At 37.8% G+C, this 12290-nt stretch carries 14 protein-coding genes and 1 riboswitch; of the genes, 3 read left to right on the top strand and 11 right to left on the bottom strand.

Annotated elements, in window-relative coordinates; genetic code table 11:
• Positions 1-49 precede the first annotated feature (49 nt).
• Positions 50-1234, bottom strand: coding sequence for a BMP family ABC transporter substrate-binding protein (locus LY60_RS02420; protein WP_145079468.1), 1185 nt, complete (start codon positions 1232-1234; stop codon positions 50-52).
• Positions 1235-1436: 202 nt separating this feature from the next.
• A riboswitch (purine riboswitch) is annotated at positions 1437-1538 on the bottom strand.
• 129 nt (positions 1539-1667) lie between these two features.
• Positions 1668-2420 carry an exodeoxyribonuclease III gene (locus LY60_RS02425; RefSeq protein WP_145079471.1) on the bottom strand — a complete coding sequence of 251 codons (753 nt, stop codon included), beginning with the start codon at positions 2418-2420 and terminating at the stop codon, positions 1668-1670.
• Between the two features lie 135 nt (positions 2421-2555).
• Here LY60_RS02425 and LY60_RS02430 point away from each other — a divergent pair, with 135 nt between their 5' ends.
• Together LY60_RS02430 and LY60_RS02435 are read left to right on the top strand one after the other, a co-directional pair.
• Positions 2556-3827: a DUF1576 domain-containing protein gene (locus tag LY60_RS02430; protein WP_246145346.1), complete on the top strand. Its 1272-nt coding sequence runs from the start codon at positions 2556-2558 to the stop codon at positions 3825-3827.
• Positions 3828-3829: 2 nt separating this feature from the next.
• Positions 3830-4174 carry a hypothetical protein gene (locus tag LY60_RS02435; protein WP_145079474.1) on the top strand — a complete coding sequence of 115 codons (345 nt, stop codon included), beginning with the start codon at positions 3830-3832 and terminating at the stop codon, positions 4172-4174.
• Between the two features lie 313 nt (positions 4175-4487).
• Here the strand turns inward: LY60_RS02435 and LY60_RS02440 are convergent, their stop codons facing one another.
• The 4 genes from LY60_RS02440 to tadA form a co-directional block, all read right to left on the bottom strand.
• Positions 4488-4676 carry a 4-oxalocrotonate tautomerase gene (locus LY60_RS02440; protein ID WP_019229217.1) on the bottom strand — a complete coding sequence of 63 codons (189 nt, stop codon included), beginning with the start codon at positions 4674-4676 and terminating at the stop codon, positions 4488-4490.
• Positions 4677-4715: 39 nt separating this feature from the next.
• Positions 4716-5804, bottom strand: coding sequence for an alanine racemase (locus LY60_RS02445; protein ID WP_145079477.1), 1089 nt, complete (start codon positions 5802-5804; stop codon positions 4716-4718).
• 230 nt (positions 5805-6034) lie between these two features.
• On the bottom strand, positions 6035-7291 hold the full coding sequence (locus LY60_RS02450; protein ID WP_212633440.1) for a TRAP transporter substrate-binding protein: 1257 nt from the start codon (positions 7289-7291) through the stop codon (positions 6035-6037).
• Between the two features lie 225 nt (positions 7292-7516).
• On the bottom strand, positions 7517-7975 hold the full coding sequence (gene tadA, locus LY60_RS02455) for a tRNA adenosine(34) deaminase TadA (RefSeq protein ID WP_145079483.1): 459 nt from the start codon (positions 7973-7975) through the stop codon (positions 7517-7519).
• A 190-nt stretch (positions 7976-8165) separates the two neighbouring features.
• Here tadA and LY60_RS02460 point away from each other — a divergent pair, with 190 nt between their 5' ends.
• Complete coding sequence (locus tag LY60_RS02460) at positions 8166-9233, top strand: S-layer homology domain-containing protein (RefSeq protein WP_145079486.1); 1068 nt, start codon at positions 8166-8168, stop codon at positions 9231-9233.
• Positions 9234-9384: 151 nt separating this feature from the next.
• On the opposite strand, the gene LY60_RS02465 is transcribed toward LY60_RS02460, so the two are convergent.
• Genes LY60_RS02465 through LY60_RS02485 form a run of 5 tightly spaced genes read right to left on the bottom strand, consistent with a single transcriptional unit; the run spans position 9385 to position 11942 of the window.
• Positions 9385-10155 (bottom strand): ABC transporter permease, encoded by a 771-nt coding sequence (locus LY60_RS02465; RefSeq protein ID WP_145079489.1) that lies wholly within the window; start codon positions 10153-10155, stop codon positions 9385-9387.
• Positions 10156-10914 carry an ABC transporter ATP-binding protein gene (locus tag LY60_RS02470; protein ID WP_145079492.1) on the bottom strand — a complete coding sequence of 253 codons (759 nt, stop codon included), beginning with the start codon at positions 10912-10914 and terminating at the stop codon, positions 10156-10158.
• A 15-nt stretch (positions 10915-10929) separates the two neighbouring features.
• On the bottom strand, positions 10930-11280 hold the full coding sequence (locus tag LY60_RS02475) for a DUF1048 domain-containing protein (RefSeq protein ID WP_019229210.1): 351 nt from the start codon (positions 11278-11280) through the stop codon (positions 10930-10932).
• A 9-nt stretch (positions 11281-11289) separates the two neighbouring features.
• Positions 11290-11637, bottom strand: coding sequence for a DUF1048 domain-containing protein (locus LY60_RS02480; protein ID WP_145079495.1), 348 nt, complete (start codon positions 11635-11637; stop codon positions 11290-11292).
• A complete protein-coding gene (locus tag LY60_RS02485; RefSeq protein WP_281291811.1) occupies positions 11637-11942 on the bottom strand; it encodes a PadR family transcriptional regulator in 306 nt (101 codons plus the stop codon). Before LY60_RS02485 ends, LY60_RS02480 begins: the two co-directional genes overlap by 1 nt.
• Between the last annotated feature and the right edge of the window lie 348 nt (positions 11943-12290).

The raw sequence follows: 12290 nt of genomic DNA on the forward strand, positions 1-12290 counted from the left end.
AACAAAGGGGTTAAAATTAACCCCTTGCTGTATGTGCTATTTAACTAAACTATTTTACTGTTACTGTCTTGTAATACCATTTAATATTTCCTGTAATTGTTGCATCGTCAAGAGTCTTTCCTTCTTCTCCAACTGTCTTACCGTCATTTGTTTCAATAACGCCGTCAAATACGTTGAAGCTTCCATCAAGCATTGATGCTCTTGCTGCTTCTATTGCTTCTTTTGTTCCTTCTGCTACTATGCTTTCATTGAGAGGTGCTATGTCAACAAGTCCTTCTTTCATTCCGCCGTAGTAGTTTTCGCCTGTCCAAGTTCCGTTTATAGCATGCTCAACAGCCCATGTATAATATGCTGACCAGTTCCATACTGCAGATGTCAATGTAGCTTTAGGAGCATCTTTAGACATGTCTGAGTTGTAGCCTACACCAAAAGCTCCTGCTTTTTCAGCTTCAAGCTGTGGGTTAGGTGTGTCACAGTGCTGTGCTATTACGTCGCAGCCTTCTGCCAGCAATGCTTTTGCAGCATTTGTTTCTTCTTCTGGTGAGAACCAGCTGTTAGTTACTTTTACGTAAACTTTAGCATCCGGATTTACAGAATTAACTCCCATTGCAAAGGCATTTACGCCTCCTGTAACTTCTGAGTTATCCTGTCCCATAGCAGCAACATAACCTATGAGGTTAGATTTTGTTTTTAAACCTGCTGCAATACCTGAAAGGTATCTTGCCTGATAAATTCTTCCGAAATAGTTGTTAAAGTTTGCATTATTTCCTTTGTAGCCTGTGCCGTGTGAAAATATAACCTCAGGATATTCTTCTGCCAATGCTTCCATTGTGTCCATGTATCCCCAGCTTGTACCGAAAATTATGTTTGCTCCTTCTTCTATACATTCAAGGATTGCTGTTTCTGTTGCAGTTGGGTCTGTATCATTTACGTTGTTCTTGCGGATTATCTGGCTGTCATCAAGTCCCAATGCTTTCTGCATTCCAACTATGCCTTGATCATGTGCAAATGTGTATCCAGAACCATCTGCAGGATTTCCTATGTGGATAACTCCGATTTTAATATCTTCTTTTGCAATTGCAGGTAAGACACCTGTTGCTTCAGCAGGTTTTTCTGCTGCCGGCGCTTCTGCCGCCGGTTCTTGTTTAGCAGGTTCCTCAGTCTTTGATGAACATGCTGTAAAAAGAGAAAGAGTCAATAAAAGTGTTAACAAAATGCTGATAAATTTTTTCATTCTTGTCCTCCATAAATTTTTTAATAAAACATATTTTATATGAGAAATGGCGCCGCCCTTTCGCATAATTCGATAAAATACGCCGCTTTCATAAAATATGCACATACGAAATGTGCGCGGCTGTTACAAGATGAATTCAGCATCCAAATTTCTTTCGGAGCATATAAAAAGCGAATAGCATAATATCTATCCGCATCATTATAATAGAAAATAGCTCTTCAATAGTCAAACAATTTACGGTCGTTCGGTAGAAACTTTGGATCCATATCATCCACATTATATTGATGCTGTTTATTTAATTATTAATTTCAATTACTATTATAACTCATGAAACAGGAATAAGCAATAACATTTTTGCAAATAATTTTCGTATTATTGAATAATATGTTCGTTATATTTCAATTATATTTCGTCTTTCAAACTAAAACAAGGATTATTTTGTAATAATTCCCACAGGACAATGGTCACTTCCGAAGATTTCGGAACAAATAAATGCATCTACAAGCTCATCTTCAAAAGATTTAGATGTGATAAAATAATCTATTCTCCATCCTATGTTTCTTTCTCTTGACTTTGCAAAGTTTGACCACCAGGAATATGCTTCTTCTTTATCCGGATAAAAATGTCTGAATGTGTCAATGAATCCGGACTCTGTGAGAACAGTCATCTTTTCTCTTTCCTGGTCCGTAAAACCGGCACTCTTCCTGTTTGTTTTAGGATTTTTCAAATCTATTTCCTTGTGAGCAACATTCAGGTCTCCGCACATTACAACAGACTTCTTTTCATCAAGCTTAAGAAGGTAGTTTCTGAAGTCATCTTCCCACTTCATTCTGTAATCAAGCCTTTCTAATTCTCTTTTTGAATTGGGAGTATACACATTCACAAGATAAAACTTGTCGTACTCAAGAGTTATGACTCTTCCTTCCTTGTCGTGTTCTTCAATTCCAAGCCCGTAGGAAACAGACATCGGCTCTTGTTTTGAGAAAACAGCAGTGCCTGAATATCCTTTCTTTTCAGCATAGTTCCAGTATTCGTGGTATCCTTCCATGTCCAGTTCGATCTGTCCTGACTGCAGTTTTGTTTCCTGAAGGCAGAAAATATCTGCATCAAGCATCTTGAATGCATCCATAAACCCTTTGTTTACGCATGCCCTCAATCCATTTACATTCCATGATACTAACTTCATACAAATCTCCTTAAATGTAATTTAATCACTTTATAAAAACTGTATTTACAATACAATATACCATATGGTATTATTTTTTCAAATAAAAATATTGCAAATGATTTTATATTTATTATACAGAAAGGAGTCTGCTTATTGCAAAGAGAATTTGGTAAAAAAGGTTTAAATTACATATTCAGAAATGATACCTTAATAAGAATACTAATGGTCTTTCCCACAGTACTTCTTATTTTCGCCTTTATTTATGATTCACCTACGTATATTTTTTCAGGTATTCATAAGATAGTTGTGTCCCCGGACATACTTCTCACTGACTATCTTGAAACCGGAGGTTTGGGAGCTGCATTTCTTAATGCTTCGCTGCTTACTTTCGCCAATATTTTAATCATTTATAAGCTTAAGGCTAAAATAAACGGTCCGATCATAGCTGCCTTGTTAACAATAACAGGGTTTTCATTCTTCGGCAAAAACATATTCAATGTATGGCCCATATACTTGGGTGGAATTCTTTACTCCAGATACCGAAAGACAGAATTCAAAAACATTCTGATAGTCATGATGTTTTCAACAGCACTGGCCCCTATTGTGACAGAGCTGTCCTTCGGGCTGCACCTTACCCCTTATTTAAGACTCCCTATAGGAATTGTGACCGGCATACTGTCCGGATTTGTTGCAACTCCCTTGTCAGCTAACATGAACAAGCTTCACGACGGCTACAACCTGTACAACATGGGATTCACCGCAGGTCTCATAGGAACAATATTCAACTCCCTCTTAAAAAGTTTTAACATAAACATAGCTCAGCAGAAAATTTTGTCCACAGAGTACGATGCTACCTTAAAATTAATCTTGCTGTTCTTTTTCTTGTTTTTGATTGTTCTTGGATTTTTGGGCAACGGCAGAAGCTTTAATGGATATGAAAGAATTTTGAAGCGTTCAGGAAGACTGGTAACTGACTTCACCCAACATGATGGATATTCCCTTACTTTTTTGAACATGGGAATCATGGGGCTTTTATCTATGTTGTTTGTTATAATATTAGGAGGAGTATTTAACGGCCCTGTATTTGGAAGCGTGCTTACGGTATCAGGTTTTTCAGCATTTGGCAAGCATCCCAAAAACACAATTCCAATAATGGCAGGTGTTTTCCTTGCTGGAGCTCTTAAAATATGGGACCTAAATGCAACTGGCGTTATTATAGCAGGGCTCTTTGGAACTACTCTGGCTCCAATAGCCGGTAAGTACGGTTTCCTTGCAGGAGTGGTTGCAGGATTTTTGCACTTGTCAGTAGTCATGAATGTCGGAATAATTCACGGCGGCATCAATTTGTACAACAATGGATTTTCCGGAGGCATTGTTGCTTCACTTATGTTCCCGGTTCTTGAAGCATTAAAAAAAGGAGAGTAAAAATGAAGTACGAAATACAGAAAATTACAAGAATAATTGATGTTATTGTTGATTTTTACATGAGTCACCAGGCTAAAAAGCTCAGCATGTCCATAGAGGATACAGAGGATACGTACATATTGATTTTTGAGGCAGAACAAATAGTCTGCTCCGAAAAAACTGCCAATGGACTTAATAAACTTTTAAGTGCCGGTAGACAACCGGAGGTTGAAGAGGTGTACTGGCAGCTTGGCAGCAATGATGTTGAAGGTGATGAAATAAATCTTGTGGGAATGATGGTTGATGAAGTAAAAATTGATTACAATTGTCCTCATCTTAAAATAACCTTAGTGAGAAATAAAAAATAAGAGGCACAGCCTCTTTAGACTATTGACAAACCTAATTTTCCACATTCGTAGGGGCGGATCTTGTAGAGACCACTGAAAAAGTCTATTTTGTCATCCTGAACGTTTAGTGAAGGATCTCATCTTTTATTGAAAACATGAGATTCTTCGAGCAAGCTCTCAGAATGACAGCGAATAAATGTATAGTTTTTCAGTGACGTCATCTTGTATCCGCCCGTTTTATTAATTCAATAATATTGTTATCTTCGAGAGTACAGTAGTCCTCCCCTACAATATTGAACAACTTTGGCAGCAAGTTGAGAGGCGCAGCCTCTTATTATTTTTCATCACACTTAAGTACTCCGCCTTGAGAGTAATTTTCAAATTCCATTTCTCTTATAATAATCTTAACAGCTTCTTTAGGACAGTTTGCTGTTTCAACAACAGCCTGAGTAACCTTTTCAGCTAAGGCTCTTTTTTGTTCCAGTGTTCTTCCCTTTAACATTTCAACTTGAATTATTGGCATTTGTGCCTCCTATGATTTATATTTTCATTATAAATGAATTCAGTTTATTATTTTTTTAGCTATAAAATCAGACAGCGATGTAAAAAGCATTGCCTGGTACAATACATTGAATTCAACAATGTCTCCCAGTTTGTAACTTTTCTGGCTGTCGTGAATGTCAAGAATTGTGTGATCGCTGCTTGCTCCAAGCACTTTTATTCCCTTGTCCCTTGGTACAAGCTTTGATGAATCTCCTACATCCTGATTTCCAAGTGCAACAATTGCTCTTTTTCTAATTCCCCTGTCTTCGTAATGGGCATGTTCTCCAAATGCATTGACCATGAGTTCACCAATGGGGTGTGTTGGTTTTTCATTTATTTCAATTATTTGAGCCTTTAAAACAAATGTATCTGCATCAAGGCCTTCAATATATGTATCCCAATAAAGCGGTAGATCCTGAGTGTTTGCTATTCCTTCGCCTATTCTTAAATGATTGATTTTTTCAGGAACTCCTCCTCTCATTAACAGAGGCAAAGTTGTTGTTCCTCCTCCTGAAACAATGTTCAATTTTCTATTAATTTTCTTCTCTATTTCAACTGCAGCTTCACTAAGTTCTGTAAGGTTTTTTGTTGTGGGAGCAACAGAACCGTAGCAGCTTAAGTTTGCACCTATTCCTTCAAGCTCCATGTTGTGAAGCTCATATTCCGTAAACTGGGCAAGGTCAAGAAGCTCCTCTCTTGTAAACACACCTTCTCGAAGGTCCCCAAGGTCATACATGAGTATTGCCTTATATTTTTTGTTTTGGATTTTTGCTTCTTTATCAAGCATAACCAGTGTTTCTTTTTCTGAAACAAGGCACATGTCGCTGTATCTGACAACCTCTTGGATTTCGCAAGCCATTGGTATTCTCACAAGCAACATGGGAGTTTTCATCCCCTTGTCCTTCAATGCCTTTAATTGCTCTATTCTGGAGCTGCCTATCTGGACACACCCTCCTTCAGCCATTTCAAATGCTCCTTCTATTATTCCTCCGAAGCCTTTTATTATGCCTGCAACGCTTATTCCGCTTTTTGCACAAACTTGAGTAACTATTTTAGTATTGGCGCGAAGCCTTTTCAAATCAACTTCCAGCACAGGATATTTTTCCATACTTCCCCCTACTAATTCTTTGTGTTTTAATTTACCCGTAAAGAACTCCTAATGGCAAATTTGATTTTGAAGAAAACAAATCCACCAGGCAAAGTAATTACATTAATATGATACCACATAAATAGGTTTCTTTATAGATTTTTTTTGTATAACATGAAGAATTTGAAAACATATGTGCAAAAATAACTTAATTTTGAAGTCCAGATTTTATGTCCTCGGTACAAATTAAATTATTGCTCTAATAATACGCTCTCATTTCCAACATATAAATTTATTAAATCGTCATCATTAACTAACTCCCTTATTCTTTCATACACCGGCAAAGCTTTCACTCTCATTTCTTTTTTTGTTTCGTCCGGCAGTTCAAGTATTGTCATGCCCTTGTCAACAAGTGATTGTTTTCTTTGCTGAAGACTTTCATCTGCTCCTTCACGTACGTATGCCGTTGCATTAGCAGCAGCTTCTTCTATTATTGCTTTTTCAGCTGCACTCAGGCTGTTGTAGTATTTATTGCTCGTTATTAAATTTACTAAATGCGGCAGGTGTCTGGTTCTTACAAGATATTTTTGCTGTTCATACAACTTCAAAGCAATTATATTTTCATATGGATTGTCTGCAGAATCTATAAATCCAAGCTGTATTGACGAATATATTTCACCCACAGGCAGAGGAACTAATTTAGCCCCAAGAAGCCTCCAAAATTCTTCATGGTTTTTATTTTGAATGGTTCGTATACTTATTCCATTGAAATCATCTATATTTTGTATTTCCTTGTTTGTTGTAAGCTGTCTGAACAATGGATCAGAAAATCCCAAAAGTTTGTAGCCGCCGTCTTTGTAAACATCACTGATTTTTTCATAAAATTCAGCATTGTTAATTGCTTTTCTTAATTCATTTTCATCTGCATGAACCATGGGCATGTCAAAAACAGACAATTGTGGCATGAAATCTACCTGTGGCGGTGTAGTTTGAACTATTAAATCAATATTGTCTTCATACAGAATGTTTTGAAGCATTTCCCTGTCTGTTCCCAGTTTCGCATCAGTATTTATATCTATTTTTATTTTTCCGCTGCTTAAATTATTTACTTCTTCGGCAAATCTCTCAGCATAAATGTAAGATGGTGAACCCACTGGGGTTACCATACCCAGTGTCATGGTAAGTTCCCTTATTTCATCCTCAGGCAATTCTGATCCGGTTGGGAAAACTTGAATGTCTTTATATAGTGGATGATGATCAGCCCTTAGTCTTTGATCTTCCAATGCCAATGGAATTAAGCTGATATTTAATTTGTTCACACAACCCGGATAAAATTGTACCCTATTGATTTGAGTTGGAAAATATCCCAATGCATCAATGCTTATGCTGTATTCATTGTTTCCATTAGGTGAAATTACCCTTATTTTTGCATTGTCTACTGGTGAACCCTCGCATGTGAATATCTTCAAATGTAAAATTCCCTTTTGATTTTTGTTTTTATTAAACATATCAAGACTTAATATAAAAGCACTATCCTTTGAATACATGTAATCGCAGTAATACAATAATAACACTTCCTTTTGTTATATTTAACTCATATTTCATAATATTCGCATGGATGTAAATTGATATAAAAAGTATCATTTAATTATTTTGTATTAACTTTATATACAACATGTGAGCTGTTAGATAAAAAAAATGGCTAACTGTTTATTCAGCAAGCCATTTGTAAACTATTTACTTTTTTGTTTCCTGAGTTCTGAAAAAAAATCCTTTATTATTGCTGTACACTCTTCCTCCAGTATTCCAAGACGAACATCTATCTGATGATTGAGTTTTTCCATCTGAACAATATTCAATACAGAGCCGCAGGCTCCGGTCTTTAAGTCTCTTGTTCCCACAACAAGTTTCTCAATACGGGCATTTACCAGTGCACCGGCGCACATGGCGCAAGGTTCCAGCGTAACATACATTGTGCAGCCCGGCAGACGCCACCCTCCAAGATTTTTGCATGCATCCTTTATGGCTGAAATTTCAGCATGTAGAGTTGCATCTTTCAGAGTTTCTTTCTGATTGTATCCTCTGCCTACAATTTCCCCATTTCTCACTATTACTGCCCCTATTGGAACTTCGTTTATTTCATATGCTTTATACGCCTCATTCAAGGCTTCTTTCATAAATAATTCGTCCATTGTTATTCCTTATTTTTAATATATCCAATTATAGTTTAATTCTTCGCCATTAGTCAATACATAAGTAATTATTACCTATTTACTTTTACATTCAAAAAAACTATAATATTTAAGAACTAAGTATGATTTGATGGAACAAAACGGCTTGAATTTGAGTCTAATATAAAGACATGCAATAAAGGAGGACAATTTGAAAAATATTATAAAGAAAATATCAGTCCTGGGACTGTGCATAGGCATTACAATAAACATGAATGGCATAACATACGCAAGCGTACTTGATGCAATAACTAATGAACCTGACTTCACAGAAGTACAAGTTCAGGAAAATAAAAATACAGAAGAAGTCAATAATACAACAACAGAAAATAAGGATGCTGCGGTGAGCACTTTAAATTCAACTGCAAAAAGCTCTTCCTTTTCAGATATTTCAAACCACTGGGCAAAAAACTGGATTGAAGAGGCTGTTAAGCTTGGCTTTGTTTCAGGTTATGAAGACGGAACATTCAAGCCGGATCGTACTGTTACAAGAGCAGAATTTTCAAAGCTTTTAAACAGCGCGTTGCACACAGAAAACAAAGTAGACTTAACATTCACAGATGTAAAAAAAGCTGACTGGTTTTATGCTGAAGTACAAAAATCAGTTGCTTCAGGATTTTTCTCGGGTTATGAAAACAACACCTTCAAACCAAACAATCCAATCAAGCGTGAAGAAGTTGCAAAAGTTGTAAGCTGCACCATAACCACAGGAGACATTGACGGAGAAGGAGCAACCCTTCTGAAAGATTACAGCACCATACAGGAATGGGCCAAGCCAAGCGTTAATACTGTTTACAACAAGGGCTACATACTCGGATACCCAACAGGTGTGTACATGCCTGCTAAAGCCCTCACAAGGGCAGAAGCTGTAAAAATAATCTGCGACATAGTAGAAAATGAAAATATAGAGCGCGGATTCAACATCACAAATTACAACGAGTCATATTACAGTGCTGTTGTTGTAGGAAATCTGAACATCCTCGATTCCGTAGGAACAGGAAATGTGTATATAAAAAATGTTGTTGTGCTTGGGGACATTGTAATATCAGCTTCAAAGGTAAACACAGTAAATCTTTCAGATGTAAAAGCAAGAAACATAATTGTTAAAGATCAAAACAACCCGGTTAAAATAGTGTTAAACGATAATGTTACAATTGCAAAAACACAGCTGCCGTCAGTTGCACTCATACAAAGACTTGGAACAAACATAAACATATAAGAAATTTGATGTTGGACAATACAACTTTGTAAGAGGTTCAACTAATATCATATAATGTTATTAAACAAGAACAAATGCCGGACTTCTTAAGTCTGGCATTTCTTTGTATACAGAAAACTACTTCAGTGGCTGTTTGAGAAACCCTCAAACATTAATCTTCTTTCCTTTTATAAGCCTTCATTGCGAAAATATATGCAACAACAAGAATACCAAGACACCATGCCAAAGCAATCCATATATCATTGCCTACAGTCTGACCCTCAAGCAGTGCACGGATGGCATCCACTATGGAAGTAACCGGCTGGTTTTCAGCAAAGGCACGAACCATTGGCGGCATGGAATCAGTAGGAACAAAAGCCGAACTGGTAAATGGAAGGAAGATAAGAGGGTAGGAAAAGGCTCCTACACCATCCACCGATTTTGCAGACAGTCCGGCAATGGCTGCAATCCATGTCAAAGCCAGCGTAAACAACGCAATTATCCCGGCTACAGCAAGCCATGATAGTACTCCAGCCGATGAACGGAAGCCCATAATGAATGCTGCAAGAACAATTACGACAACGGAAATTGCATTGGATACCATTGAGGTCAGCACATGACCCCACAGTGCTGCTGAACGAGCAATCGGCATGGAATGGAATCGTTCAAAGATCCCGCTTTTTATATCCATAAAAAGACGGTAAGCCGTATAGGATATACCACTTGCTACTGAAATAAGCATGATACCTGGCAGCAGATAATTCACATAGTTATCCGTGCCGGTTTGAATAGCTCCACCTAACACATATACAAACAGCAGCATCATGGCAATCGGAGTGATACAAACCGTGATAATTGTATCCATGCTGCGGGAAACATGGCTCATAGAACGCCAAGCCATAACGCTAATATCGCTGAAAAAATGTTTCTTTAAGGTTTCCATTTACATTTCCTCCCTCTTGTCTATTATTGTGAGGAATATTTCCTCCAATGTGGGCTGTTTTTCCACATACTCCTCTTTAGCAGGCGGGAACAGCTTTTTTAGTTCATCAAGAGTGCCGTTTGCGATAATCTTTCCTTCATGCAGAATGGCGATTCGATCAGCAAGCTGCTCGGCTTCCTCCAAATATTGCGTTGTCAGGAACACTGTTGTGCCGCTATCAACTAGCTCTTTTACAGTATTCCAAACCTCTATACGTCCCTCTGGATCAAGTCCGGTTGTCGGTTCGTCAAGGAAGATAAGCTGTGGATTTCCTATAAGGCTCATGGCAATGTCCAGTCTGCGGCGCATACCGCCCGAATATGTGGAAACCCTTCTGTCAGCAGCATGATACAGTCCTAGACGGTTAAGCAGATCAACAGCAACCTGACGAGGATTGGAAACGTGGCGAAGCTTAGCTATCATCATGAGATTTTCCCTCCCAGTCAATATCTCGTCTACAGCGGCGAATTGCCCTGTTAAGCTGATTGACTGGCGAACATAGTCAGGCTTTGCCGATACATCGAAGCCGTTTATTGTGGCAGTTCCGCTGTCCTGTTTAAGCAGCGTTGTGAGAATTTTTATAATCGTTGTCTTTCCTGCTCCGTTAGAGCCTAGAAGAGCAAAAATACTTCCATTTTCCACCTCAAAGTCAACACCTTTCAAGACATGAAGACCTTTATAGGATTTTTGCAGCCCTTTTACCTGAATTGCTTTTTCCAATTTCAATTTCCCCCTTTAATTTGTTTTATCCTTCTCCTTTTTTATAGCCTTGTAAACTTCCTGATCAACTGATTCCTGATATATGTCAGCGTAAGTTTTTGAATCTTTAATCAGTTCGTCGCAAAATGACGCTACATCATTGCCCGTCACTTCCAGCACCCCTTTTCCCAAGGCCGCACCACCTTCAAATAGATCGACTATCCCTGACAGCAGACCAAATCCTTCTGAAAGCTCTACAGGTCCTACTTTGTAGAGATATTTTTGAATTTCATCATAAACAATCTGATAATCCTTCGGCAATGCTTTGACACGTGCCATGTGCGCACGCCACTCTTTTTTTCCTTCAATGATATCCTGTATTCTCATTTTATCCCCCTATTTACCTAATTTTCTTGCAATATTATTGTTTAGCTGCTGACGCCACTTGTCACGAAAAGAATTTGCTCCTTCATCACCAACCAGTGCTGAACAGAATCCTTTAATATCGTCTCCCAATACTTCTTGTGCACTCTGACCTTCTGCTGACGTTTCTTCGAGCAGTTCAAGCACACCATTTATAATTGGCATGAGGTTGCGACCGGTAAAATCTGTGTGCTCCCAAATATATAAATTAATTTTTTCCCATGCTGCTTGATAATCAGACGGCAGTTTTTTGGCTCTCAATTCAAAATTTTTATATTCTTTTGCCATGTCACTGCCCGTAATTTTTTCAAAAAAATTCATTATTTCTTCTCCTTTAATTGATTTATTTTTGATGAAACAAATTCCCACTTTTCCCAAAACCGGGAAAGTTCTTCACGCCCACCATCGTTAAGCCTATAAAACTTACGGGGCGGTCCCATATCCGATGGTTTTTTTTCTATGTCCACAAGTTTATTTTTCTCAAGTCGAACTAAAATAGTGTAAACCGTTCCTTCCACAACATCTGTAAAGCCTAGAGCATTCAGTCTTCGTGTGATTTCGTAGCCGTATGTTTCTCCGCGGCTAATAATTTCAAGGACACAGCCCTCAAGCACGCCTTTGAGCATTTCAGTTAGATTTTCCACATTAATCACTCCTTACTATTCTGTATTACTGGTATTCAGTATTACTTATTACAGGTACATAGTAACACTTAATAGCATAGTTGTCAAGAGGTATTTTTTTAAAATACCATAAAAGTTTTCATGCAAAAAAAGAGCCTTTTCAGGCTCCTATACTATTGACAAACCGTAGGGACGGACCTCTGTCCGCCCGGGGCTATTAATTAAAGTTGTTATCTGCGGGAGAGCACAAGGCTCTCCCCTACGAACTTAGATTTCAAGTTCACGACAATTGCCAATATTAATTAATTTAATGACTTTGTCATCAATCTGAGAGCCTTTTCAGGCTCTTCG

It is taken from the genome of Sedimentibacter saalensis, from assembly GCF_007830175.1.
GTDB classification, from domain to species: Bacteria; Bacillota; Clostridia; order Tissierellales; family Sedimentibacteraceae; genus Sedimentibacter; species Sedimentibacter saalensis.

Coding starts and splice junctions, on each gene's coding strand:
- LY60_RS02420 (WP_145079468.1), bottom strand. CDS start 1,234: ATGAAAAAATTTATCAGCATTTTGTTAACACTTTTATTGACTCTTTCT.
- LY60_RS02425 (WP_145079471.1), bottom strand. CDS start 2,420: ATGAAGTTAGTATCATGGAATGTAAATGGATTGAGGGCATGCGTAAAC.
- LY60_RS02435 (WP_145079474.1), top strand. CDS start 3,830: ATGAAGTACGAAATACAGAAAATTACAAGAATAATTGATGTTATTGTT.
- LY60_RS02440 (WP_019229217.1), bottom strand. CDS start 4,676: ATGCCAATAATTCAAGTTGAAATGTTAAAGGGAAGAACACTGGAACAA.
- LY60_RS02445 (WP_145079477.1), bottom strand. CDS start 5,804: ATGGAAAAATATCCTGTGCTGGAAGTTGATTTGAAAAGGCTTCGCGCC.
- LY60_RS02450 (WP_212633440.1), bottom strand. CDS start 7,291: ATGTTTAATAAAAACAAAAATCAAAAGGGAATTTTACATTTGAAGATA.
- tadA (WP_145079483.1), bottom strand. CDS start 7,975: ATGGACGAATTATTTATGAAAGAAGCCTTGAATGAGGCGTATAAAGCA.
- LY60_RS02465 (WP_145079489.1), bottom strand. CDS start 10,155: ATGGAAACCTTAAAGAAACATTTTTTCAGCGATATTAGCGTTATGGCT.
- LY60_RS02475 (WP_019229210.1), bottom strand. CDS start 11,280: ATGAGAATACAGGATATCATTGAAGGAAAAAAAGAGTGGCGTGCGCAC.
- LY60_RS02480 (WP_145079495.1), bottom strand. CDS start 11,637: ATGAATTTTTTTGAAAAAATTACGGGCAGTGACATGGCAAAAGAATAT.
- LY60_RS02485 (WP_281291811.1), bottom strand. CDS start 11,942: ATGCTCAAAGGCGTGCTTGAGGGCTGTGTCCTTGAAATTATTAGCCGC.